29 protein-coding genes are annotated in these 24,019 nt (G+C 63.2%); 24 read left to right on the top strand and 5 right to left on the bottom strand.

The window, feature by feature from the left end:
- Nucleotides 1–49: 49 nt before the first annotated feature.
- The 13 genes from ACVIGA_RS00145 to ACVIGA_RS00085 all read left to right on the top strand — a co-directional run bounded on the left by ACVIGA_RS00145 (nt 50) and on the right by ACVIGA_RS00085 (nt 8,303).
- Nucleotides 50–670, top strand: coding sequence for a head-tail connector protein (locus ACVIGA_RS00145; protein WP_456664862.1), 621 nt, complete (start codon nt 50–52; stop codon nt 668–670).
- Complete coding sequence (locus tag ACVIGA_RS00140) at nt 670–1,029, top strand: phage fiber-tail adaptor protein (RefSeq protein ID WP_456664861.1); 360 nt, start codon at nt 670–672, stop codon at nt 1,027–1,029. Before ACVIGA_RS00145 ends, ACVIGA_RS00140 begins: the two co-directional genes overlap by 1 nt.
- Before the next feature lie 7 nt (nt 1,030–1,036).
- On the top strand, nt 1,037–1,429 hold the full coding sequence (locus tag ACVIGA_RS00135; RefSeq protein ID WP_456664860.1) for a hypothetical protein: 393 nt from the start codon (nt 1,037–1,039) through the stop codon (nt 1,427–1,429).
- Nucleotides 1,426–1,803 carry a hypothetical protein gene (locus ACVIGA_RS00130; protein ID WP_456664859.1) on the top strand — a complete coding sequence of 126 codons (378 nt, stop codon included), beginning with the start codon at nt 1,426–1,428 and terminating at the stop codon, nt 1,801–1,803. The genes ACVIGA_RS00135 and ACVIGA_RS00130 overlap by 4 nt, the downstream gene beginning before the upstream one ends.
- On the top strand, nt 1,803–2,093 hold the full coding sequence (locus ACVIGA_RS00125) for a hypothetical protein (RefSeq protein WP_456664858.1): 291 nt from the start codon (nt 1,803–1,805) through the stop codon (nt 2,091–2,093). The genes ACVIGA_RS00130 and ACVIGA_RS00125 overlap by 1 nt, the downstream gene beginning before the upstream one ends.
- A complete protein-coding gene (locus ACVIGA_RS00120; protein ID WP_456664857.1) occupies nt 2,093–2,560 on the top strand; it encodes a hypothetical protein in 468 nt (155 codons plus the stop codon). Before ACVIGA_RS00125 ends, ACVIGA_RS00120 begins: the two co-directional genes overlap by 1 nt.
- A 10-nt stretch (nt 2,561–2,570) precedes the next feature.
- Nucleotides 2,571–3,026 (top strand): hypothetical protein, encoded by a 456-nt coding sequence (locus tag ACVIGA_RS00115; RefSeq protein WP_173642956.1) that lies wholly within the window; start codon nt 2,571–2,573, stop codon nt 3,024–3,026.
- A 21-nt stretch (nt 3,027–3,047) separates the two neighbouring features.
- A complete protein-coding gene (locus ACVIGA_RS00110; protein ID WP_207839957.1) occupies nt 3,048–4,265 on the top strand; it encodes a phage tail tube protein in 1,218 nt (405 codons plus the stop codon).
- Nucleotides 4,266–4,373: 108 nt separating this feature from the next.
- Entirely contained in the window at nt 4,374–4,835 is a 462-nt protein-coding gene (locus ACVIGA_RS00105; RefSeq protein WP_207839955.1) for a hypothetical protein, read from the top strand.
- The gene (locus ACVIGA_RS00100; RefSeq protein ID WP_224496761.1) at nt 4,832–5,197 is read left to right on the top strand and encodes a phage tail assembly chaperone; all 366 of its coding nucleotides are present in this window, start codon (nt 4,832–4,834) and stop codon (nt 5,195–5,197) included. The genes ACVIGA_RS00105 and ACVIGA_RS00100 overlap by 4 nt, the downstream gene beginning before the upstream one ends.
- Complete coding sequence (locus ACVIGA_RS00095) at nt 5,197–7,401, top strand: hypothetical protein (protein WP_207839953.1); 2,205 nt, start codon at nt 5,197–5,199, stop codon at nt 7,399–7,401. The genes ACVIGA_RS00100 and ACVIGA_RS00095 overlap by 1 nt, the downstream gene beginning before the upstream one ends.
- Nucleotides 7,402–7,404: 3 nt before the next feature.
- Nucleotides 7,405–7,776, top strand: a complete 372-nt coding sequence (locus tag ACVIGA_RS00090) for a hypothetical protein (RefSeq protein ID WP_207839951.1) — start codon at nt 7,405–7,407, stop codon at nt 7,774–7,776.
- Between the two features lie 2 nt (nt 7,777–7,778).
- On the top strand, nt 7,779–8,303 hold the full coding sequence (locus ACVIGA_RS00085; protein ID WP_176531150.1) for a DUF1833 family protein: 525 nt from the start codon (nt 7,779–7,781) through the stop codon (nt 8,301–8,303).
- 200 nt (nt 8,304–8,503) lie between these two features.
- On the opposite strand, the gene ACVIGA_RS00080 is transcribed toward ACVIGA_RS00085, so the two are convergent.
- Together ACVIGA_RS00080 and ACVIGA_RS00075 are read right to left on the bottom strand one after the other, a co-directional pair.
- The gene (locus tag ACVIGA_RS00080) at nt 8,504–8,704 is read right to left on the bottom strand and encodes a hypothetical protein (RefSeq protein WP_173642961.1); all 201 of its coding nucleotides are present in this window, start codon (nt 8,702–8,704) and stop codon (nt 8,504–8,506) included.
- Nucleotides 8,701–9,090, bottom strand: a complete 390-nt coding sequence (locus ACVIGA_RS00075; protein ID WP_176531151.1) for a hypothetical protein — start codon at nt 9,088–9,090, stop codon at nt 8,701–8,703. The genes ACVIGA_RS00080 and ACVIGA_RS00075 overlap by 4 nt, the downstream gene beginning before the upstream one ends.
- 603 nt (nt 9,091–9,693) lie before the next feature.
- On the opposite strand from ACVIGA_RS00075, the gene ACVIGA_RS00070 reads away from it, so the two are divergent.
- From ACVIGA_RS00070 to ACVIGA_RS00050, 5 genes are read left to right on the top strand one after another with little or no spacing between them, the layout of a single operon-like run.
- Nucleotides 9,694–10,110, top strand: coding sequence for a hypothetical protein (locus ACVIGA_RS00070; protein WP_207839949.1), 417 nt, complete (start codon nt 9,694–9,696; stop codon nt 10,108–10,110).
- Between the two features lies 1 nt (nt 10,111).
- Nucleotides 10,112–13,999 carry a host specificity factor TipJ family phage tail protein gene (locus tag ACVIGA_RS00065; RefSeq protein WP_456664856.1) on the top strand — a complete coding sequence of 1,296 codons (3,888 nt, stop codon included), beginning with the start codon at nt 10,112–10,114 and terminating at the stop codon, nt 13,997–13,999.
- The gene (locus ACVIGA_RS00060) at nt 13,996–14,478 is read left to right on the top strand and encodes a phage tail assembly chaperone (protein WP_456664855.1); all 483 of its coding nucleotides are present in this window, start codon (nt 13,996–13,998) and stop codon (nt 14,476–14,478) included. Before ACVIGA_RS00065 ends, ACVIGA_RS00060 begins: the two co-directional genes overlap by 4 nt.
- Nucleotides 14,479–14,496: 18 nt before the next feature.
- A complete protein-coding gene (locus ACVIGA_RS00055) occupies nt 14,497–17,046 on the top strand; it encodes a hypothetical protein (RefSeq protein WP_456664854.1) in 2,550 nt (849 codons plus the stop codon).
- A 16-nt stretch (nt 17,047–17,062) separates the two neighbouring features.
- A complete protein-coding gene (locus tag ACVIGA_RS00050; RefSeq protein ID WP_456664853.1) occupies nt 17,063–17,254 on the top strand; it encodes a hypothetical protein in 192 nt (63 codons plus the stop codon).
- Here the strand turns inward: ACVIGA_RS00050 and ACVIGA_RS00045 are convergent.
- Entirely contained in the window at nt 17,251–18,297 is a 1,047-nt protein-coding gene (locus tag ACVIGA_RS00045) for a class I SAM-dependent methyltransferase (RefSeq protein WP_456664852.1), read from the bottom strand. The genes ACVIGA_RS00050 and ACVIGA_RS00045 overlap by 4 nt on opposite strands.
- A 566-nt stretch (nt 18,298–18,863) precedes the next feature.
- Here ACVIGA_RS00045 and ACVIGA_RS00040 point away from each other — a divergent pair.
- The 6 genes from ACVIGA_RS00040 to ACVIGA_RS00015 all read left to right on the top strand — a co-directional run bounded on the left by ACVIGA_RS00040 (nt 18,864) and on the right by ACVIGA_RS00015 (nt 22,552).
- Entirely contained in the window at nt 18,864–20,114 is a 1,251-nt protein-coding gene (locus ACVIGA_RS00040; protein WP_456664851.1) for a peptidoglycan-binding protein, read from the top strand.
- The gene (locus ACVIGA_RS00035; RefSeq protein WP_456664850.1) at nt 20,111–20,512 is read left to right on the top strand and encodes a hypothetical protein; all 402 of its coding nucleotides are present in this window, start codon (nt 20,111–20,113) and stop codon (nt 20,510–20,512) included. Before ACVIGA_RS00040 ends, ACVIGA_RS00035 begins: the two co-directional genes overlap by 4 nt.
- Nucleotides 20,499–20,825: a hypothetical protein gene (locus ACVIGA_RS00030; RefSeq protein WP_456664849.1), complete on the top strand. Its 327-nt coding sequence runs from the start codon at nt 20,499–20,501 to the stop codon at nt 20,823–20,825. The genes ACVIGA_RS00035 and ACVIGA_RS00030 overlap by 14 nt, the downstream gene beginning before the upstream one ends.
- A complete protein-coding gene (locus ACVIGA_RS00025) occupies nt 20,822–21,244 on the top strand; it encodes a hypothetical protein (protein ID WP_456664848.1) in 423 nt (140 codons plus the stop codon). Before ACVIGA_RS00030 ends, ACVIGA_RS00025 begins: the two co-directional genes overlap by 4 nt.
- A gap of 112 nt (nt 21,245–21,356) precedes the next feature.
- Nucleotides 21,357–21,986: a DUF5343 domain-containing protein gene (locus ACVIGA_RS00020; RefSeq protein WP_456664847.1), complete on the top strand. Its 630-nt coding sequence runs from the start codon at nt 21,357–21,359 to the stop codon at nt 21,984–21,986.
- Nucleotides 21,983–22,552, top strand: a complete 570-nt coding sequence (locus tag ACVIGA_RS00015; RefSeq protein ID WP_456664846.1) for a Swt1 family HEPN domain-containing protein — start codon at nt 21,983–21,985, stop codon at nt 22,550–22,552. Before ACVIGA_RS00020 ends, ACVIGA_RS00015 begins: the two co-directional genes overlap by 4 nt.
- Nucleotides 22,553–22,920: 368 nt before the next feature.
- Here ACVIGA_RS00015 and ACVIGA_RS00010 read toward each other — a convergent pair whose 3' ends face one another.
- Nucleotides 22,921–23,358 carry a helix-turn-helix domain-containing protein gene (locus ACVIGA_RS00010; RefSeq protein ID WP_456664845.1) on the bottom strand — a complete coding sequence of 146 codons (438 nt, stop codon included), beginning with the start codon at nt 23,356–23,358 and terminating at the stop codon, nt 22,921–22,923.
- A 62-nt stretch (nt 23,359–23,420) separates the two neighbouring features.
- Nucleotides 23,421–23,717, bottom strand: a complete 297-nt coding sequence (locus ACVIGA_RS00005) for a hypothetical protein (protein WP_456664844.1) — start codon at nt 23,715–23,717, stop codon at nt 23,421–23,423.
- Nucleotides 23,718–24,019 lie beyond the last annotated feature (302 nt).

Raw genomic sequence — 24,019 nt, 5'->3', positions numbered from 1 at the left:
CCGCACCAGGCCGAGGCGCCTCTTTCCCTTTCCGGCAGGGCTTCCCGACATGCTCCGCATCTCTCAGCGTCCGGCGGGCTATCCCGTCACACTCGACGAGGCCAAGGCGCAGCTGCGCGTCTCGAGCACGAAAAACGACGCTTTGATTTCCGGCCTGATCGGCGCGGCAACGGGGCATTGTGAGGCGCTGGTCCAGCGCGCATTTATGCCGCGGACGTTTCAATGGGTGCTGCCGTGCTGGCGGCCTGTGATCGAGATCCCGATCGCGCCGGTCGTCCATGATGCGATCCATTCGATCAAGTATGTCGATTGGGCAACCGAGACGCAGCAGACACTCGATCCCGCGAGCTATGTCGTGCAAACCGCGGGCGATAGCGTCCGCATCTTCCCGAAATTCGGCATGTCCTGGCCGCTCGCGTTCTCGCATGCGCCGGAGCCGATCGTCATCGAATTCGACGCTGGTTACGAGGACGTCGAGGATCTGCCGGCCGTCGTCAAAACCTGCATCATGCTGCAGATCCGGCATCTCTACAGCATCGGCGAGACAAATCCCGCGCTGGTGCGCGATCTCGTCATCGGCGTCAGCGACAAGGCCTGGCAGTTGTCGCCGGACGTCAAAACGCTGATCCCTGATGCGGTCACGCTGCTCATGCTGTCGGAGGTCTGGTGATGGCCGATCGTGTGCTCAAGGCGCCACGCAACGCGCGGACGCTGCTGTTCTGGCCGGCCAAGGCGCCGGAGGAGGTCGTCGAGCGCGGCTTCGATTGGGCCGACGTGCTGCTTTCGCCGGCCGAGCGGGCGCGCCTGGCCGCCGGCGAGACCGTAGCGCCGGCGGACGGTATCAAGGCCTCGAGCTACGTGCTGCCGCAGGGCATCGTCGCCAGCGCCTCGAGCAGCTCGGCGACCGTCGCCCTGGTGACGCTGACCGGCGGCGAGCTCGGCCGCGTCTATAGCATCGCAAACCGGATCGAGACCGCGAAGGGGCAGCAGCTCGAGCGCGTCGTCAAGCTGCGCGTCCGCGCGAAATGAGCGCGCGATGGACCGCGTCACGGCGCTGGTCGCGATCGCGCAACTGAAATTGCGGCTCGAGCTCCTCGAGCGGCATCCGGAGATCCTGGAGGGAATCGACATGATCGACATCAAACGGCCGATCGAGCTCGCCGGCATGCGCTCGCGCCTGGCGCGGGCGAAGAAGCTCGAGGCGGATATCGGCGTCACCGGCCAGCGCTACGATCGCGTGCTGGATAAGATCGACGAGCAGCATAGAGCGCTGCAGGGGCACGCCGGCGAGCTCGAGAACAACTCGGCGCAGCTCGAGCAGCTGCTCGGCAGCATGATCGCGGGGGACAACGGCGGCCCAAATGGCGACGCCGGCTCGAGCGGCTCCGAGGTCGGCCAGGTCATCACCAGCAAGGTTGACGGCGAGTGACGCCGGACGAGTCCCTCGACCAGCATATCCGCGCGCTCGAGGAGAGCGGCGAGACCGTCGTGGTCCGGCGTTACGCCGGCCTCGGGCCGGCGCGCGCGGTCGCGAAAGAGGCGGCCGTCCTGGCGAAGGTCAAGGGTTGTCAGCCGGCCGAGCTGGTCGGCGAGATCCGCCAGGGCGATCGACACGTCATCCTGTTGAATGATCCCACGGCGGCCGTGCCAGCCGGCAAGGTGGCCTTGTCGACCATGCTGCCGCTGACGGATCGCGATTTCCTGGTGATCGCCGGTTCCGAGGTCAGCATCAAGGGCGTCGACGACGCGACCAGGCGGATTCAGGGGCAGGTCATCGCCTTCGAGCTGCAGGTCCGCGGCTGATGGGCAAGGTGTTCGATGGGGCGGACTATGAGCGGCGCGTCGACGCCGCTCGCAATAGCATCTCTGTCGGCGAGGAAGCCAAATTCGTCATCACTGGCGACCTGGTCGGCTTGAACGCGCGAAAAGCGTTCCAGGAGGCGAAAGAGCTCGCCTTGCGCAAGGCCCGGAAAAAGATGCTCGACCGCATCAGGCAGGAAGAGGCGGACCATGCCTTGAACGATCTCATTCCGACCGAGGTCGAGGAGGTCGTCAACGGCTCGCATGATGAGATCGTCTCGGTCGACGGCTGATGCGGATCATCTTTCGCTATCAAGCGATGCAGGACGTCGTCGACTTCGCGCTCGAGACGCTGCGGCAGCGGTCGCCGGTCGGCTCGGTCGGCGATCCGCATCCCGGTCTGTATCGGGACAATCACACGGTTTTTCTAAACGGTCGCGTCGTCAGCGACGTTTCGGCGTTCCGGCGCGGCGACCAGATCAACATTTCCAACCCGGTCCCTTACGCGCGCAAGATCGAGATCGGCCGGATGAAAATGAAGGTCGCGCCGAAGATCTACCAAGAGACCGCGCTGATCGTCGCCGCGCGGTTCGGCAATCGCGCCTCTGTGAAATTTACGTTCATGCCGGTCCGGTTCGGTGACGTCGCGGCCTATGCCGCCTTCTCGCAGCAGATCAAGGCCGGCCGGCGCCACATCTCGGACAAGGCGCGCCAGGACTGGCTCGTCCGGCAGCCGGCCCTCGAGATCCGGGCACGCTAGAGGTTATTCCATGGCTGATTATGCCGGCGCCGTCGCCGCGATGCGGGCGCGCTATGTAGACGGCTTGACGGCGGCGCCGAGCTCGTTCCAGAATGAAGATCCGCCGCAAACACCCTGGCCGCCGCAGGGCACGCCCTGGTGCTATTTCGAGGTCGTCGAGACCCTGCGGCGCAAGCGCGGCGTCGGCACGCCAGGCAACCAGACCTGGCTAATCACGGGCAACATCTTCGTGCATGTATTCGTGCCTAAGGGCTACGGGTTCGCCGCGCATCTCGCGCTCGCCGGCCAGGCCGGTGACCTCTTCAAGGATGCGACGTTCTACAACGCCGAGCCCGGCGCCTGCGTGCGCTGCTGGGGCGAGAACGGCGAGGGGCCGACCGTCCAGGGCGGCGACAGCGCCTCCGACGACGGCAACTGGTTCGGCCTGGTCGTCGTGATTCCTTTCCAGTTCTTTTTCATCGGTTGATCCAAACGGGAGACTGATCGCATGGTCTATCAAAGCAATTCCGCCGGCCGCGTCGCCTACAAGGCGCAGGCTGGCCTCGGCCAGATCGCCGCGGGCGGCGCCGGCGCCACTGTGCTGCCGATCTCCGGCGGTCCAGGTGCCAAGCTCTCGAAGGCCGCCACGGAATCGCAGACGATCCGTAACGACGGCATGTCGATCCGCGGCCGTCACGGCACGCAGAAAACCTCGTCGAGCTACAACGCTGAAATGTGGCTCGGCTCGCATGACGCGATCCTCGAGGCGATCATGCGCGGCACGTGGGATGCGACGCCGCTCAGCAAGACGCAGGCCGATTTCACGTCATTGACGACGGCCGCGGACGGCATCGTTTTCGCCAGCGGCTCGCCGATCGACATGGGCTTTAAGGTCGGCGATATCATCCGCGCAACCAATCTGCCGGACGCCGGCAACAATGCCCGCAATCTGCGGATCTCCGCGCTCTCCGCGAACAAGATCACGGTGCCGGAGACGCTGATCGTCAACGCTGCGCCGGATACGAATTGCACGATCACGCGGCCAGGCAAGCGCCTGGTCAACCCGGCCGCGCTGGTCCGGCGCTATTTCGGGATCGAGGAATTCGAGAGCGACATCGGCAAGGCGACCGTCCTCGACGATTTCGTCTGGGGCACGGGCAAATTCTCGATGGCACCGAACGGGATCATCACGTTCGATCCCGGCGGCATCGGGACCGGCAAGATCCGGCCATTGGAGGCCGCATACTTCACCAACCCGGCGGAGACGGCCGGGACGCCGTTCGCCGTCGTCGACGCGACGATCCGGCTCGCCGGCGTCGACCTGGTCGAGCTGACCTCGTTCGATCTGTCGCTGGATATCCAGCCGAGCGCGCCGGATGCGTTCGGCTCCGGCAACATCAAGTATGCGCCGGACGTGTTCACGGGGCCGCTGCGGGTTTCGATCAACCTGACCATGCTGCGCAAGGATCTGCAGCTGCTGGCCGATTTCGTTAGCGAAACGCAGTATTCCCTCAACATCCTGGCCGTCGACAACATGAGCGAGCCGAAAGACTTCATGTCGATCACGGTGCCGAATTTCACGCTCGGCGGCGTCGATCCGTCGGCGCTTTCCAAGCAGGGCGGCGGTCGCACGCAGACGATCACGGTCCCGCCGGCGCTGGTCGGCATCGATACCTCGGCGACCGGCAATAACAGCATGATCTCGTTCCAGACTACCGCAGCGTAGCGTTTGAGTGATCGGCGCCGACCATAGGCCGATGGAATGTTCTCGCGAGAACCGGCCGCAGGGTTGTCGGACCCTGCGGCCAACCTTTCCGACAAAAGGCAACCCGACATGACTGAATCAACTGCAATCCTCGATCTCTCCGCGCATTTGCCCGTCGACACGTTCAAGCTGCAGATCCGCAAGCCTGGCACGGATACGCCGATCGGCTGGGTGATCGAGCTCGCCGGTCCGGCGCATCCGCAGACGATCGCGCTCAACAATGAATCGACCCGCGACGCGATCGAGAAGGAGAAGGCGATCGAGTTCGCGCAGGTTAACGGCCGCAAATGGAAAACCGAGGATGAGACGGTCGCCGATCGGCGCCGGCAAAACGTGACAAAGGTTTGCCGCCGCATCGTCGGATGGTCGCCAAATCCGACCTTCAAGACGGTTTCGCCAGATCCGATCCCGTTCTCGATCGAGAGTGCCGTCGACCTGTTCCTGCGGCCGGAGCTCGGCAGCTTCTTTGTCCAGGTGACCGACTACCTGACGAGCGAGCGGGCTTTTACGAGGCCCTCAAGTCAGACTTGAGGGCATTCGCCGAGCGCAGCTTTCTGCTGTCCTCGAGGGCCGGCGACGCCGGCGAGACCTATCGGCAGGTCCTCGAGGGCCTCGTCCTCCGGACGCGAGATCCAAAGCGCAGGGCCGAGCGGGAAGCGATCCTGACCGTCCCGCCGATCCCGCGGGCGCTGAGTTATCTCTGGCGCATCTATGACCGGCTGCGCCGGCGCAAGGGCGGCAACGGTTTTGCGCTGTCGCCGATCGAATGGCAGGACATCGACGCATTCCTGCGTCGGACTCAAACCGACCTGGCTCCGTGGGAGCTCGAGATCCTCGAAATGCTCGATGATCTCTATCTGGTCGATTACTCGAAACTGCAGACGGAGGAGTGATGGCCGACCAGGTCGTGACCGAGCTCGTCATCGATGCGAACACGCAGGGCGCATCCGATTACGAGCGGGCGATGGACAGCGCCGCCGGCGCCGCGCAGCGCGGCACGGACGCGGCGACCGGCTTTAACGTCGGCCTGGTCGCGCTCGGCGCTGGCGCCATCGCGGCGGCGGCCACGGTCAACAAGGCGCTGGACTATATCGTTAGCTTCAACAAGTCGCTGGCCGACCTGTCCTCGCTCGCCGATCGCGTCGGGCTTTCGCTGAAGGATTTGCAGGGTATCCAGTTCGGCGGCCAGATCGCCGGACTGACCGAAAGCCAGATCAATGCGGGGCTGGAAAAGTCGGCGCAGCTGCTCAACGACGCGCAGCGCAACGCTAATTCGCTGTCGAAAGAGTTCGACGCCAACGGCATCAGCCTGCGCAACGCAAACGGGCAGCTGATTAGCCAGAACCAGCTGCTGCAAATCGCGGCCGACCTGGTCAGCCGCGCGCGCAGTCCGCAGGATGCGACCGCGATCGCGCAGATGCTCGGCTTTACCAAGGAATGGGTGCCGCTGTTGCAGCAGGGCGCCGGCGCGATGGCGGATCTCGGCAACCAGGCGCAGGCCGCCGGCGCCGTCATTGACGACGAGACGGTCAAGCGCGCCTCCGATTTCGATGCGGAATGGCGCAAGAGCTCGGTCCAATGGTCGCTCTACATGAAAGCAGCGTTCGCGGATCTGCTGCCGTTCCTGGATGACCTGATCGAGCGAGCGGCAAAATTCATCAAGTCGATCGACCGGGACGCGATCGAGAAGGCGGCAAACGAGCAGCTCGACGCCCTGTCCGGCGCTGTTGGCGGCCCTGGCACAAATCAGACGGTCGGCATCAGGATCGGGATCACGCCGGAGACCGAGCGCGCGCTGGCTGACTTCAAGAATGCGTCGGTTTTCTCGCTCGACTTCTGGGAATCGGCCGGCCGCATCTTGAGCTCGTCGGTCGAGCGCATCAGGCCAGAGGATATCAAGTGGTACGCCGGGACGGGCTCCTCGATCACGGACACCAGCAACGCGCAAAGCGAGTTTGCCTGGCAGGGGCAGGCAGCGTCGCTCAAGTCGATGCAGGCGGGCCTGGCCGGGCTGCAGTTCGGCCGGCCGTCCAATGTGGCGGCGAGGGGCGATGCGGCTGCAGATCCCGTCGATCGCGCCATCAACTCGCTGCGGAAGCATACCGAGACGCAGGAGGCCGATACCAGGGCGGTCGGGCTCGGCGATGCCGCGCTCGCGTCGTTCCGCGCGACGGCCGCCGAGACGTCTGCAGTGCAGGCCAATAACGGCAAGGAAACGGCGGCGCAGGCCGCGCAGTTCGCCGCGCTGCGCGATCGCGCGGCTGCTGCCGCCGACGCCCTGGCGCGCGCCAAGGTAAGCTCGCAAATCGATTTCAACAGCAAGACGGCATTCCTGTCGTCCGACGACGTCGCGATCGCCTCGCAGCTCAAGGGGATCTATGGAAACGATGTGCCGGCCGCGCTGGACAGCACGTATGCGGCGGCGATCCGCACCAACAATGCCTTTAAGGGGATCTCGTCATCGATCGAGGGCGACCTGGTCAACGGCCTGACCGATATCACGACGGGCGCCAAGTCGGCCGGCCAAGGCTTTACCGACATGTCGAATGCGATCGTCAAGGCGATCGAGCAGATGATTATCAAGATTACGATCGTCGAGCCGCTGATGCGGTCGCTGCAGTCGGCGGCGGGCGGCCTCGGCCTATTCTCGCTTGGCGGCTCGGCCGGCGGCGGCGGTGCGTCGTCGACGGGCGCCGCCGGCGTCGGCGGTATCGGCGGTCTCTACCACACGGGCGGCATCATCGGCTCGGAGCCGACGTCTATGCGTTACATCCATCGCGCCTATTTCGACGACGCGCCGCGTTTTCACACGGGTGGCATCGCCGGAAATGAGATCCCGATCATCGCGCAGCGCGGCGAGGGCGTCTTTACGCCGGGCCAGATGGCCGCGCTCGGCGGCGGCGGAGGCCGATCGCCGCAGGTCACGATCAACAATTACACGGATGGGACGCCGGCGATTGAGCACGCGCCGAACGGCGACATCACGGTGACGCTGCGCAAGATGGTCGACGGCGCGGTGGGGGACTCGCTGTCGACCGGCACTGGCCGGCGCGTGCTGGGCGACCAGTACGGCGTCAAACCGTTCACGGGGCAATAAACAATGGCATTGCCAGCATTCCCGATCGCAAACGCCGTCATCCTCAAAGAGGGTTTCGGTCTGCAGCGCATGCGCGATCCGATCGCGACCGACATGGAGCAGGGCAACACGCGGCAGCGTCCGCGGCCTGGCGACAATGTCGGTACGGTGACACAGACGATGCGCTTCTACGCGGCCGACTATGACACGTTCGTCGAGTGGGTTAAGACCACGCTCAACCTCGGAACGGCGCGCTTTACCGTCGACGTCTGGCTCGGAACGTCGCTGGCGAACAAGGTCTGTCAGTTTATCAAGCCTGGCACGTCCCTGATCGCCAGCTGGCCGAATCCGGGGCAGGTCGACGTCCGCATGACGCTGCGGGTTTACGACGTCTAGCCATGCCGACGCACAATGAAGCGCTGCTCGAGGCCTATGCCTCTTGTCCGCCTAGCGCACGGATCTATTACACGCTCGAGCTCTGGCAGTCGTCGTTTGACCAGCCGGCGCGGGTTGTCGCCAATGTCGGCGACGATATGGCCTTTGGGCTCGAGGCGGGCGCGCCGCGCAACGCCGGCGAGACCGTGACATTCATCGCGTGTCCGTTCCAGGCCGGCTATCCCGAGCAGAAGGAAGGTCAGCCGCCGTCGACCACGATCAAGATCGACAACGTCAACCGCGAGCTGGTGCCGAAGATCCGCGCGGCGCAGGGGACGCGCGAATATATCCAGGTGCTTTATCGCGAGTACCTCGGCAGCGACCTGACCGAGCCGGCCTATGGGCCGATCGAATTTGAGCTGCGCAGCGTGCAGATGGTCGGCGCATCGCTGACCGGGACGGTCATGGTCAAAAACCTGCAGAACAAGCGGTTTCCGAGGCTGACCAGGAATTACGATTATGTGCAGTTTCCATCCTTACTGGCTTAAGCTGCCGAAGTCCGCCTTACCTTCACAAAGCCACCTTGCACAAGGTATCGTCGAATGTCAGCCTTGGGCCACTTCCGGGCTCATGCACCTTAAACAAGGGCTCACTCGATCGGCAGGCCTTGGTGTCTATCGAACGGTCCCAATCAGTAATTGCACCCTTTGGAACGGTTCCAACGCAACCGGGGAAGCGGCTTTCCACCCTAAGCTCCCCTGCCATCCTGTTTGCCGATCACGCAGCGCCATCCCGCAAGGCGTTCGGCCGGGTGCTCCTTCATCCACGCAGCGAGTTCCGGCGCACCCATCAGGCAGGACTGCATCGAGACGTCTGAGGTGGTAAAGGTCTGCTCGTGGCAATTTGCCGGAGAGGAGAGATTGCAGAGCACGGCGATGATCCTGATCACGGCTGGAGAGCCCCATCGCTGCGATGAGCATTTGCCCGGATGATCTTGATGGCCTTGGCCACCGTGCGCGGATTCAGGCCTAGCGCGTGGATCACTTCCTTCTTCTTGCAGCCGAGATTGCATTCGAGGTAGCCGCGCACACGCTCGACGTTGAATGCCTCCAGCTCCTTGGAGCCGGGGCGCAGGTTCAGCGCTTCAATGGTACAGAATTCGGGGGACGTGTTTGAAGATGCCCACCCGGTCATGCACGCCATTCGACGTTCATCGCTAGCAGCCGATCGAGAGAATGCTTTGGCCGCATCAACATGCGAAGCAGCTTTCTCAGCTCGCCGCTCGTAGTCGTCGGCAAGGGCCCTAATCTGACCCGCACTCGTGGAGTCGGTCATGGTTTGGGCTGCGCGGAGCAAAGTCCATGCTGTCTCTAAATATGCCTTGCCTCGTTGTGAGACCTCGACCATCACAAAGTCCTCGCCCGGTGCTCTAGCAGCTGGTTGAAGGTGACCCGGAGCCGACCCACCCAATTGCGGTCACTTTCCCTGCGAGCTCTGAAGCGATCGGCGCACTTCTTGGAACAAAGAGGCGTTCGCCACGAGTAGTGCCGGACGAGACCGAACTTGCCATCACAAACTGCGCATCGCGCGGCACTGCCAGATTTAATGCTTTCGGAGCAGTTGAGCATTGTAGTCTCCTCTTGGCCTTATCGCAGCTGTTCGTCGATCATCCTTTTTCACTGTCGCACTTGATGAGCCTGTGCGTCTTTCCAAACGCATGGAGCCTAAGACGGTCACGATCAACAGCTCAACTGAACGTAGGTTATCGTCCGGCATCTAGAGGGGTGAACGGAACGATACGGAGGTTTAGGGGGCCCCCCTTTCCTCAATGGTCCAAAAAGGCGCCCTTGGCGGTCAAGCTGACCGACGTCCGCTCTTTCTCAATGAGCTGACCTACCGTCGGGTTATCCGCCCAGCCGTTTGAAAGGCAACGGGCTCTTGTCCATTGATCGTTCGTCATTCCTGTCGCCGCTGATCGGCGAGCCATGGGCCTGGCAGTCCCGCAACTGCTGGGATTTCGCCTGCCATGTGCAACGCGAGCTGTTCAGCCGCGAGCTGCCGCGCGTTGCAGTGCCGGTTGGCTTTTCCGAGCGCTGGGTGCTCGAGGCGATCGCCGGGCATCCGGAGCGCGCGCTCTGGCGCGAGGCGCCGCAAGGGCCCGGTGGCCTGGTGACGGCCGCGGACGGCGCCCTGGTGCTGATGGCGCGCCTGCGCTTTCCCGCGCATATCGGCGTCTGGATGCAACCCGAGGCGCGCGTCATTCACTGCGACGGCAAGACCGGCGTCGCCTTTGAGACCGTCCTGGCGCTGCGCCAGATGGGCTGGAAAAAGCTCTCCTTCTTCGAGCCAAGGTAACATGCACAGATCTGTCAAGCGATTGCGGGCGCCGGAAGTCGGCGCACCGCGGCCGCGCGCACGCCGTGCGCGGCGCAGTACCGCCGCGCGCCAGCCGGTGCTGCATCTGGTGATGCCTGGCCTCGAGGTCGGCCGCGCCGAGCCGCGCCCGCGGGAGACCGTCACGGCTTTCCTGCGGCGTACCGGCTGGGCTGTGCGCGATTGCGAATTCGGGTGGCAGTTCAAGAAAGGCCTTCCGACCGTCCTCGAGATCAATGGCGAGGCCGTGCTGCGCAAGGATTGGCGGTCGCGTCGCATCGGATCAACCGACGCAGTTCGTTTCATGTCCTATCCACTCGGCGGAAATGGCGGCGGCAACGCCGTCAAGCAGGTCATCGGCCTGGTCGCGCTGGTCGCGGTCTCGGCGTTCGCCATCTGGGCCGGCCCGGCGCTGTTCGGAGCTGGAACGTTTGGCGCCTACGCCACGACGGCGGCGATCGGCGTCGGCGGCTCGCTGCTTGTCAACGCCCTGGTTGCGCCAAAGGCCGGCGCGACCAATACGCCATCGGCGACGCAGGATCAGATCTATTCGGTCGCAGCGCAGGGCAACGTCGCCAAGCTCGGTCAGCCGCTGCCGGTCTGGTACGGCCGCGTGAAGGACTATCCGGATTTTGCGGCGACGCCTTGGGGCGAATTCGTCGGCAATGACCAATACCTCAACGTGCTGCTGTCGCCGACCATGGGCAGCATGGAATATGAGGCGATCTATGTCGACGACACGGTCCTTTGGGACTCAACCAACGGGATCTCGGCGACCTTTCCGGGCGCGCAGATCGCGTTCTATGAGCCGGGCGCGACCGTCACGCTGTTCCCGACCAACGTCGACCAGTCCTCCGAGGTGTCCGGCCAGCAGCTGCCCGATGGCAGCGGCACGGCCGGCGGCTTCTTCGTGGCGCCGAGCGCTGCGACATCGGGCGCCTGGCTCGGCCCGTTCGCGGCCAATCCGCCTGGCACCCTGGCGCAGTCGATCGCGATCGACTTCGTCCTGCCGGCCGGCTGCGCCACGTTCAACCAGGGCGCTAATGGCGCAAAGATCGGCTACGCCCGCATTCCGCTGACCGCGGAATATTGCCCGATCAACGATGCCGGCGCGCAGATCGGCGCGTTCCAGACGCTGTTCTCCGGCATGTTCCTGTACGGCACCACCAGCCCGATCCGCGACAGTCGCAAGGTCGACGTTCCGCCGGGCCGCTATGCCGTGCGCTTTCGCCGTGATGATGCGGCCTTCAGCACGGAGCTCGGCTCCAACCAGGCTATATGGGCCGGTCTGCGCTCGTTCCTGCAGGGCAACAATTCGTTTCCCGACGTCTCGACCGTCGCGGTCCGCCTCCTGGCCTCGCAGTCGACGCAGGGCGCTTACAAGTTCGGCGTGCTCGGCACCCGCAAGGTGCTGGTGTGGAACGGCTCGAATTTCGTGCTGCAGGCGACGCGCAATCCGGCATGGGCATTTCTCGACGCCGCGACCAGCGCACAATATGGCTCCGGCCTGCCGATCTCAAAGGTCGACTTCAACGCGGTCATGAACCACGCGATCGGCTGCGCCAACCGCGGCGACACGTTCGATTATCGCTTTGCGACAGCGGTCGCGGTGCCGGATGCGCTCGACAAGATCCTGACGCCGTCCAGGGCGCGGCACTTCTGGCTTGGCGACACGATCTCGATCGTGCGCGACGAATGGCGCGACGTCCCGACCATGATGCTCAGCGATCGCGAGATCGTGCGGGATTCAATGCAGGTCTCGTTCCAGATGCTGGGCGAGGAAGATCCCGACGCCGTCGTCGTCGAATATCTCGACGAGGAAACCTGGCTGCCGGCGCAGGTCCAGTATCCGCCGAACGCCATTGGGTTCACTGCGACCAGCGCCGAGACCAAGCGCGTCGACGGCATCGTGAACCGCGACCAGGCGTTCCGCGAATGTGCCTTCTACTACCTGCAATCGATCTACCGGCGCGAGACGGTGCAGCTCGACGTCGAATACGAGGGCAGGGCAATCACCTATGGCTCGGTGGTGCGGGTGCAATCCGCGCTGCCAATGGCTTATGGCTATGGCGGCGCCGTTGTGGCTGTCGCCGGCCGCACGCTGACGCTCAATCCCGCGCCTGGCTGGGACGGTGGCCCGACCTATATTCGCTTGCGGCAGGCCAACGGCAAATCGTTCGGCCCGACCCTGTGCACCGAGGGCGCGGACGCGTCGCAGGCCGTGCTTGACGCCGGCAGCCTGGCCGCGGCGCAAACCGCGCAGGCGACGACGCTCGCGGCCGTCCTGGCCCGCGAGGACGGCGGAGAAGATCCGTCCTTCGAGATCGGCAGCGGCGATAACCAGTCGCGGCTTTGCGTTGTGCTCAACGGCGCGCCGAATGGCGAGCAGTGCACGCTGGGCCTGGTCGTCGACGACCAGCGCGTCCATGCCACGGACCTCGGCAACCCGCCGGTGCTGCCGAGCCCGCAGTTTCCGAGCAACGACAAGGTGCCGCTGATTGCCGGCCTCAATGCCAGCTTTGGGCAGGGCACGGCCGAACCGATCCTGTCGGCGAGCTGGTTTCCGGCCGCCGGCGCGCTCTACTACATCGCCGATGTCTCCTATGACGCCGGCGCGTCCTGGGCGCAGGTCTATGAGGGCGCGGCGAACCAGTTCGACCAGGTCGTGCAGAACGCCGCGCTCCGGCTGCGCGTCCAGGCCGTCAACTCGGCATTGCGCGGTCCCTATTCGACGGTCGACCTCGAGGCGCCGACGATCGTCATTTCGGACGGCGCGGTCGCCCTGAAGTCGTTGCAGGAGGGCATCAAATACGCCGTTACGACCCTGCAGCAGCAGCACGCCCAGGATATCGCGGATCTCGAGACCGCGATGTCCGACCAGATGCGCCAGGTCGCGGCGCGGATCACGCTCGCCAAGCAGGCGGGCAACCAGCAGGCATGGGACCAGCTGCAGCAGGTCGAGAACCTGGTCCAGGTGACGGCGGACGGCATCAACGCGTCGATCGACGACGTCCGGACCGTTGCCTATGACACCCAGACGGCCTTCGCCGACTACAAGGTCACGGTCGCTGCGCAATTCGGCGACCTCAATGCCTCCGTGACGGAGCAGGCGACGGCGATTGCGACGCTCGACGGCATCGTCGGCGCAAGCTGGGGCGTCAGCATCAATGTCAACGGCGTTGTGACCGGCAGCATCCGCCTCGACGGCGGCGCGAACTGGTCCGCCTTCATCGTGCAGTCCGACAAATTCCAGGTCCAGCTCCCCGGCTATAACGGCGGCGCGGCGATCCCGGTGTTTACCGTCGGCACCATCAACGGTTTGCCCGCGGTCGGCGTCGCCGCGAATGTCTATCTGGACGGCAGCATCTTCACCCGCATGATCGGCGCCGGCCAGGTGACGGCCGTCAAGATTGCGACTGGCTCGATCACGTCCGACAGCGGCGTCATCGGCGCGCTCAGCGTCAAGAGCCTCAGCATTGGCGACAACGCGATCATTACGCCGATCGTGCAAGGCGTCAGCGCCATCGCCGTGGGCGGTTCAACGACGGTCATCGTGGGGACTACGCTGTCGCTCGACACGACCGGGTTGGCCGGCAAGACGATGACGCTCTACTTGAATTGTCCGCTTGTGGTCTATGAGTCGGGCAGTATCGCGACCAATTGCACGTTCACCGCTTCGCTGAACGGCACTGTGGTCTCGCAGTATGCGTTCTCTGGCCAGAACGTTTCCTTCACTCCGACGCTTTCGGGTTCGGTCCAGATCACCGCTACCGGCGGCGTGATGGCGATCCCCGTCAGCGTGACGATGACCAATCCAGGCTTTTGGGGCGTCGCGTCCGGTTCGATGTTTGTGATGGCGGCAAAGCGATGACGATCATCCACTTTTGCAACGCGACGGGCTACATCCGGTCGTGGGGAAATGCCGAGCCGATCGACGGCAAGAGCAATTTCCCCGATCACGGCATCCTGCGGACCGCAGACGATCGCGACATTGATCCGCTCGAGCATATGGTCGACGTCGCCCTGATCGGGCCGTTTCAGAAGCCTGAGGACGCGATCGTTGCGCGACCCGCTGCCGAAAAGCGCGCGCTTCTGATCGAGCGGCTTTCGCTCGCCGTCGTGCTCGCGGTTTCCGCCGAGCTGGCCTCGACGGATCAATACATGGTGCCGGATCGGCCGGTCGCGAACCGCGATGCATGGGCTGCGTTTCGCCAGGCGCTGCGCGACCTTTCCAGTCTGCCTGACGCGCCGACGATGGCGCGCAATTGGCCAGCCCGGCCTGACGCCGACGCCGCGCCGCCGCAGATCCTCGACCTGTTGGCGCAGATCGATGCGCTCGCACCAAGCTGATTTCGGAGAGACCGATCCATGCCGAACCTGATCTATGCGACCGGCACCGTAGCCATCGGCGCCGGCGCCGTTTCCGTTGCCAGCGCCGGCGGCCCGCTCTGGGCGTCGAACGTTCAGCAATTCGACAAGCTGATCGTCGACGGCTTCGCCGGCGTCGACATTCTCGGCGTGACCGATGACACGCATCTCGTCATCGCCAAATGGCCGTTTGCAGCGGTGCCGGCCGGGACCAAGTACCAGATCCTGCAGACCAGTCCGCTGCGCTTCAATGGCGCGCAAAACTCGGCCGAGGTCATCCGCCTGACCGGCGCGCTCGAGGCCGATGGGTTCTACATCTTCGTGCGCGCCGACCAGGCCGGTCCCGATCCGTCCAAGGGCGACGAGGGGCAATATGCGCGGCAGCCCGCGACCGGCAAGGAATGGTACAAGAGCGGCGGCGTGTGGACGTTTGTCGGCGTGTCGAAGCCGCTCGGAGATCCGGCGCCTTACGACAACGCGCGCGTCTATAGCCTGATGGACGTCGCGACCGCGAACGGCTCCAGCTACGTCTGGATCAACGCGGCGCCTGGCTCCGGTCACGCGCCGCCTGATCCGACCTATTGGGTGCTGCTCGCCAGCAAGGGCGATACAGGCGCGACGGGGCCGCTGCCGTGGCTGCATACTGCGGCATGGGCGACAGGCCAAAATTACGTTGTCGGTCCGCCGGCGTCGATCGTCGTGCACCAGATCAACAAAAATATCTATCAGTGCATCGTCCCGCATCTGTCGGGTAACTTCGCAACGGACCTGGCGGCCGGCAAATGGCTGCTCATCGGTCAGAGTGCAACGGAGGCGACGAGCGCGACCGCCCTGGCGATCGGCACGGGAACGAAAGTGTTCTCGGCGGTCACGGGGTTCTCGTATCAGAACGGCGTCCGTTTGCGCGCGTCGTCGAATGCCTCGCCGACCAGCTGGATGGAGGGCGTTTGTCTCTACGATCCCGTTGCGCAGACCATCACGATGACGGTCGACAAGGCGAACGGCGTCGGCACGTTCGGAGACTGGAATTTCAACCGCGTCGGTCAGCCGGGCGCAGGCGATCTTTCCTCGACCAACAATCTTTCCGATCTCCCGAACAAAGCGGACGCGCGAATTAATCTCGGTGCGAACATCGCATCGGGGCGCTACAACGTGTTGTCTCAAGACGGTTTGATTGACAACACTGGCGCAACGAACGCTTCAACGCGAATGCTCGCCGCGCTGACTGCAATCTGGAATAGCGGCAGCAGGGCGTATGTTCCGCCAGGCACGTACAACATGGGGTCGGCACAAATCAACCTGCCGGATTACATGAGCGTTGAGGCGCATCCCGGTGCAATCATTCGACGCACCGCAGATCAAGCGAACTGGGATGCAAGCGGCCCGCTGATCCGCATCGGCAGTAGAGGCACTTGGAGCGGCGGTCAGCTCGACAATACGTCGATCTATGCCACGTCCAATACATCGAACACGATCAACAGCAGCGGTCCGAAATCCTTCACGTTGCCTTCGGTGTTGCCGTTCCCGGCTTCGTTTGCGCGGTTCACTTCGCGCGCCAATCGCAGCAATTATATGGAAGGCGTCGTGACGGTCGCCGGAAACGTCGTGACGTTGGGCAGCGGCACCAATCCGATTTTCTTCAATGGCAGCGGCACGTTCGCCGATTGGGATATTTGCCAAGGCAACATCTATCAAGCCGCAGCAGTCATGTCGAATTCGATGCACTCCGTTTTGGAGCGCGTCCAAATGACCGGCTATTTCTACGTCGGCGCGATTATGGATGGATGGAACGCGCCCGGTGGATCGGCGAATTTCTGTCAGAACAACGTGTTTAGCGAGGTCAAAGCGCTCGCGATTTTGAATCGCCCGTTCTACCTGTACGGAAGCCATTACGATCACAAGCTTGAAAAGCTGTTCGTCGATGGATCGAAGATTTCCGATTACGGCGTCAACATCAACCCCGGCAACGGGACCGGGACGTCAAATCTTATTCGACGTGTCAAGGTCTTCAATTCGTCCGTGATCAACTCGCTTGCGCAAGGGTTCACGGTTGCTGAAAATTGCATCGAAAACGAATTCAACAATTGTTCGGCTGTTGGCATCGCTAACAGCCTCGGGACAAGCGGTGCCGGCTTCCTTCAAACAATCGCGAATTCCGGAAGCGTTCCGATTGGAAACATATATATCGGATGCCAATCGTTCGCCTGCTATTTCGGCTACATCGCTGACGGCGCGACGTCCGGGCTCTATTCTGGTTGTTTGTCCCGCGCTTCCATTGGCGCTGGTTACTATATTGGAGCAAGTCAAGCCACCCAATTGGTAAACTGGACCGGATGCCGTTCGGAGGGAAGCGGTGGCGCTGGCTACTATGTTGGTCCGAATTCTGTTCGGCTAGATTTCGACGGAACGGCGGCGATCGGCAACGCGGGTTACGGATATACACTTGCCACCGGTTCGACTTTGAATCATGTGAACGGCCGGGCGTACAATAATGTCGGGCCGTCGCAAGACTTGGGCACTGGTAACGATGTGACGTTGCGCTCGACCTAACAGAGAGGCTTGAAACATGGGTGAGATCTTTGAAGGCGAAACCGTCCTTTCTGATCTTAGCGAAGTGACGATGGACACCCTTTACGTCGCTGATGGCAATATCTATCGCTGCGAATGGGGAGAAATCACGGTTGCCGAACTCAAGCAGCGCAAGGGTTTCGGCGAGGTGCGGCGATGCAATATCGCCGCACGCAGCTCGAGACCTTAAACGTAAGTCTTGACGCCCATCGCGTTCATGCGCTCCACAACTGGCTGCGTGTAGCGCGGGCTCATCGACAGCGCGACGTGCTTGATGCCAAGCTTTGCGATATCGCTCGGTCCAACGATCGGCCGATCATGCACCTTCGTTCCGTGCATCTCCGCGTTGTCGTCGATGTACGCAGTAATGTCGGTTGCGGGCATCTTCAGATAGAGGGGCGCGAACAGGCCGGGAATGGCCAGGCCGAAAGTGCCGAACTTCTCTCCGGATCTCTGTGCGGCATCCCGCGCCTGCGCTACCGCGTCAACCATCTTCGACGTGATGGTCGCGTTCTTCGTGGCGGTAAGCCCGGTCGTCATGAACTGGGAAACAAGCGACTTCCTGCTACCTGCCTTTCGCAACGCGAAGTACATCGGCACACCCAAGTCCCTCCACTCAATGACTTGAAGGCCGACGTTCGCGGCGAACTCCGTCATAACTTCGGGGGTGAGCTTTGACAGGTGGTCGGCGCAGAGCAGATCGCCCGGATGGTTGTTGAAATTCGGAGCCTCGAGAAAGGCCAGGCCGCCTGGCTTAAGGGCAGCGCTGATCCATTCCAGCATTCCGAGCGGATTATCTACGTGCTCGATCACGCCAAGCGAGACAATCAGGTCTTTCGAGTCTCGGGGGCAATCAAAGCTCTCGTATCCACCATGATGCAGTGTCGCGCCGGGGGCGGCTTCTGCAATTGAATTGAACAGGATGCTGGGTTCGATGCCGGTCAGAGACCAGTCGGGATGACGTTTAGCGAAGCCGCCCAGGAAAGCGCCTTTGCCCGAACCTACCTCCAGCATTTCGCCTTTGTCCGGGAGATTCGGAAGCATCTCGGCGATGAGATTAGTTGCCTTCTCAGGGCGCGGTACAGATCCGGTATTTCCGTAGACGCGCATCATGGGCTTAGGGCGAAACGTCTTCTCATAGAAGTCGCCGCTGAACTCACGAACGCCGCGCGCCTCGAAAACCAAGCCGCAGGCCTCGCAGCAGTAGGGCTGCAGGGCAGCGTTCTGCAACACCAAAAAATCCGACGTAATGGCGGGGCCTACATAGTGCAGCCCAATCGGATGGAGCATCGAGAACGAGCAGGCCGGGCATTTTTCGGTCGGACTCGTGGCGCTGGTTACAGATGGGAACATTATTGAAGCAGCCCTCTACGCTGCCCACGGCTGGTGCCGGGGTGGGTTGAAACTCAGCAGTAGAGGTGCTGACCCCAGTTATTCGCCGTCATGCACCAAGGAGCTACCTTAGTGTTGCCAACGGCTTATTTGCTGGGCCCCCCCGGCATGGAGCCGGTTCGCCTCTACTACGGTATCCGCCGTTCCGGGGTTTCAAGCCCGAATTGGCGTGCCTATTAGGCATAAAAATACCAGCTGAACAACTGGCGATCATGCGACAGGGCGCAGCAGCCGGTAACTTTCTGCTGCTGGCCCATGTCGTCGGCGATGAGTTTCAAGACATCGCGCGAGCGGCGTAACGCTGCCGCAACCTGAAGTAAACCCCTCCGAATAGGGGGGCGAGCCATTTTGCCACACCTACCCATCCGTCGACTGACCCCTCTCTCATAGACAAAGGACCTATCACGATGACCAGCGCAGTCATTTCTGCGAGCGCTATCGATTTGCATGGAATCTCCCGCGCGACCTTTGACCTGATCGTCAGCGCCGAGGTCACCAGCCCGGCCTGGTATTCAAGGCATCTGAGCGGCGCGGCCTGGCCTGGCGAACAGTCCGGCGTGACGATCGGCTGTGGCTATGACGTCGGCCAGGCGACGCGGCAGCAGTTCCTGGCCGATTGGTCCGGCAAGATCCCGGACGCGATGTTGAAGGCGCTGGCGAAGTGCTGCGGCGTCACAGGGCCGGCGGCCGAGAAGTTGGCGCGCCAGCTGCGCGGCGTCGTCGACATCCCTTGGGACGTCGCGCTCGAGGTTTTCTCGAGCCACGACATTCCGCGTTATCTAGCGATCTGCCGGCTGCTGCTGCCGGGCTTCGACGAGCTCTCGCCGGACTGCAAAGGCGTCATCCTCTCGATCGCCTTCAACCGCGACGCCGGCGGCTTCAACAAGCCGGGACCGCGTTGGTCGGAGATGCGCCAGATCAAGGCCGCGATCGGCAGCGGCGAGCTCGCCAAGATCCCTGGCCTGATCCGCTCGATGAAACGGCTCTGGCCTGACAGCAAGGGCTTGCGCATCCGCCGCGACGACGAGGCGGCACTATTCGAGCATGGCCTCGCGACGTCGCATCCGCACGAGCATGCGAAGCTCGCGACGACGCCGGCGCCGGTTGATCCGGAGGCCGTCGCGTATGTGCAGGGGCGGCTGCGCGAGCTCGGCTATTACGACGTCGGCCAGGTCGACGGCGAGCAATCGCCGCAGGGGCGGACCGAGGGAATGATCCTGGCCTATCGCAACGCGCGCGGCCTGCCGCTGACGCCGGCGATCGACGACCAGCTGATCGCCGAGCTCGGCAAGCCGCAGGCGCCGCGTCCGGTCGCGGAGACGCGGGCGAGCGCGACCGTCGAGGATCTTCGCGACGAGGGCTCGCAGACAATCGCACTGACCGACCGGGCCAAGGGATGGGCCGGCAAGATCTTCGGCAGCTCGACCGGCCTCGGCGGCGCCGGCGTGCTCGCCTGGCTCACAGACCGCGCAACGCAGGTCTCGGCCGCAAAGGAGGCAGTCGGCGCCCTCGGCCTGACGCCTGGCGCGATCCAGGCGATCGCGATCGGCGTCGCCGCCCTGGTCGTCGTCGCCGGCGTCGGCGTCCTAGTCTGGTTTGTTGCCGACCAGCTCGAGCGGCGCCGCCTGGCTGACTATCGCGAGGGGAAGCACGCATGAGCTGGATCGTCGCAATCGTCATGCGCCTGGCGGGCCTCGCCGGCGTCAGCCTCTCGCCCTTTGCCGCCGGCGCGCTGTTCGCCGGCGGCCTGGCTGTCGTCGCCGGCGGCGCTGCGATCGCCGGCTGCGCGCATCTCTACAACGCCGGCTTTAGCTCGGCGGATGCCAAGTGCGAGGCGGCGCAGGTCGCCGCGCACAATGCGCAATTGCAGGCGCGCCTCGAGGAGAAGGATCGCCAGCTCGTTTTCGCCAATGCCCTTCAGCAACGCGACGCCAAGCGCGCCGCGGCGGCCGAGGCGCAGATCCAGTTTAACCAGGGGGCAATCGATGCAACGCCGGCTAATCCTAACAAGTGTTTTACTCGCGACATGTCTCGCCGGGTGCGTGGCGTCCGGTAGCGTCGACAAGCTGCAGCCTCCGCCTCCGGACGCGCCGAACATTCCCGCGCTGCCGGCGGACGTCGCCGCCTGCGAGCGCGCGCCGGTTGATACGCCGGACCGCGAGCTCGACGCCGGCGAGATCGAGCGGCTCTGGAAAACCGACCGCGCGGCGCTGGCAAAGGTCAATGCCTGCCTGCGTCGCGCCGTCTGCCAATACCAGGACGTCCGCGAGGGCATCGGCCGCGTCGACGGCGTGTCCTGCGAAAGCGCACCGCCGGCGGAAAAGCCGGCGCACGGTTTTAGCCTGTTCAAGCGAAAGAAGGCGCAATGAGCGACGCGGTGACATGGGGCGCGATCGCGGCGGCGATCGGCTTGCTGCTGACGATCATTGGTTTCTGGACGCGGTATTCCGACCGGATCACCAAGTCGGAGGCTGCAGCGACGGCCGCAGCAACGGCTGCGGCGGGCGCGGCCGCCGCGGCAGCCGAAGTCAAGCGCGCGGGCGAGATCGCGATCGCCGACGCCAGGCGCGAGGCGCAGCAAGCGGCCGAGGAAGCCCGCACGCTCGCCGCAAAACTCTACCAGGTCGAGATATGGGCGCGCGACGAGTTCGTCCGCAAGACGAGCTTTGAGAATGTCATCCGGCGGCTCGAGGCGGGTTTCGGCGAGCTGAAGAGCGACATCGGCGGTCGGCTCGATCGCATGACCGATCGGATCGAGACTATCAAAAGCAACTCTTCGCAACATTGATGTTTCGCACCGCTGGGCTGTGAACAGGCGGGATACCGCAACCTCTAAGCGATTGACTTGCGCGCGGGGTGCTAATCTCCCCTGCCGTTGATTCGCCCGAGGAGCCCGCAGCATGCCCGTCCAGTTGCCGTACTTGAGCAGCAATAAGAACGTTCCCGCGCTTTTTGAGAAGATTGCATCGGCCAAAGTGCCAGATTCGTTTACGCACGCCTTTTTGCAAAACACGATCGGCCTGAAGACCACGAACGATCGGCCGCTCATTCCCTTCTTGCGCAATCTGGGATTCATAGACAGTGGCAACACGCCAACGTCCAGCTATAGCCTTCTCAAGGGATCTGAGAAGGTGAGGCAGGCGGCCATTGCTGAAGGCGTGCGCAAGGCCTACGGCCCGCTCTTCGATGCCGATGAGGAAGCCTATACGCACACCGGAGAGAAGCTGCGCAACTTGATATCGCAGGTGGCGGGCACCGATGAGGACATGACCGCCCGTATCGCCAGCACGTTTGCCGTCATCGCAAAGCTCGGGGACTTTAAGACTGCGCCGCCAAAAAAAGAGGAGAAGAAAGACCCTCCGCCAAAAGACCAGGAAGGCGAAGCCAGCGATGAGCAGAACGGCAACCGCAAGACCATCAAAGGCCTGCGCACCGAATTCGTCTACAACATCCAGGTTGTCTTGCCGTCGAATGCGAGCGAGGAAACCTACCTCAATATCTTCAACGCGATCCGAAAGACGTTCCAATGAGCATCGATTCCACCGCGTCGCTGTTCATGATGCTCGGGCAGACGGCCGAAAAGACCGTCGCCAGGATCGACAGCGTCGTGCCGAAAGAGACGCTGGTACTCTCGGATGAGATAGATTTGGCACTCCTCGCGCCGGATAGCGTGCGCAAAGCCGTCGATGCCTCCCTGCCGTACAAGCTCTTCTTCGTTTTTGAGGCATATCTGCGGGAAATGATCGTCGACGTGCTTTCCAAAGAAGGCACGGTCGCAAACTGGTTCGACCTAGTGCCCGGTGATGTGCAAAAGGAAGTTCGGGACATGGAGGCGAAGGAAGAGGTCAAAAGCTGGATGTCGCTCGGCTCGCGCGACAAGTCCGCGCTTATGACGCTGCCGCAGCTCCTCAAGATCATCGATGAGAAGTGGAAGGAAGGCTTTGACGATCTTGTTCGCGATAAGGGACTGATCCAGGAAGCGAGGCTGCTTGTGCATCTGCGCAATACGATCTGCCACATGAGCGCGGTCCCTGCCGAAGAGCAGGAGCGCATCAAGCAGACCATGCGGGACTGGTTTAGGGTCGTGGCTCCCTAACGGCCATTCTACCCGCGTCGGGTCTGATCCGGCCGAAATCCTGGCGGCATGCGGGGTACGACATGCCGATCGTCGGGACTATTGCAGGCCGGGCAGGGCGCGCCGGCGCCACCGCAGGTGCAGGCATGTGGGCCGGACCAAGGCTGGTCTTGGTGGGTTTCACAGACCCAGCCTGTGTCGTCGCAGCAGATGCATTTCGGTTGGTTCATCGCATCAGCTTGAACAGTTCGAGGACATCCGCAAGCCCTAGTTTCGCGCCCTTTGGCATGTCCGAGCGCGGGCGGGTGCGACGTCGGATCATCCTAAAGCCGCTATGACTGATTTTCGGCTCCTGAGCCATGCCAACCTGCAGGTTCAGGCCGCGAAGATCATCTCGGATCTGATCGCCCGACAGCCTTGGCCTTGCCGGCGCGGGGCGTTCCCGTGGCTTTGTCACGCGGGACGAGCTCGGCCACGGCGTCGACGGGCAGGGCGGCGATCGCAACGCCGAGCGCGGCGAGGCATGCGGCCTTGTTCGGCCAGCCCTGGGCGATCGCGTCCTGGTCGTCGAGCGGCTCGCCGACCAGGTAACGCTGCGAGCCATCCTCGCCGACATGCGCGCCGCGGCGCTCGAGCTGCTCGGCGTAGCTGGCGCCGGCCTCGAGGATGCGGCGATAGAGATCGCGCAGCTCGGCGACGGCGCGCGCAGGCGCCGGGCGCCGGCCGCTGCACCAGGATTTCACGGTATCGAGGCGCACGCTTTGGAATTCGGCGGCCTCGGTCTGCGAGAGGCCGCAGCGCTGCCGCATCAGATCGTAAACGCTCATGGCGCAAGTGCTCCTGTCGGGGAAGGAAATTGCGGCTCCGGTTTCCCGGAGCCGCTGTCGTCTTAGTGTTCCCGATCGTATTGCTCGAAATCTGCGAAGGTCGGTCCGCGACCTCCGATCAGGTTGGCCTTGCGCAGGCCCTCCATCGCCTTGGCGTGACGGCCAGCGCGACGGCGATCCGGGATCATCTCGATCAGCTGGTCGGGATGGAAGTTCAGCGTCTTGGCGACGATCAGCACCATCTGCTTGGTGATCGTTCCCTTGACGGCGTGACCTTCAAGAAACTGCACGCCGAGGCGCTCGGCCTGATCGCGCAGGGACTGCATCTGAGCGAGGGGATCGCGGTTGAACAAACCCATTGTAGGACTCCATTTTCCTTTCGCGTCGGGCCAATCCCAACGCTGAATTGTTTGTACACGAATGGTGTACAGACCGCAAGCGGTTTGTGGCACACCAGACGCGATTTAGTTCCGCTGTGCGAAATCAGTTCGGGGATTTTTTCGGGGATTCGATGCAACATCCGGCCTCAAACAGCCGCATTGATCCGCATCTGTTCTACACAAAATGTGAATGCGGCGCGGGGGGATAAAGGGGGCAAATGCTTTTGATTTAAAAGGAATTTTCGCCCGTTTTCTTTGGCGATCCCGGCAGGATTCGAACC

Source organism: Bradyrhizobium sp. USDA 3240 (genome assembly GCF_054063295.1).
Note: the sequence above shows the minus strand (reverse complement) of the source record. Positions and strands in the feature narration are given on the sequence as shown.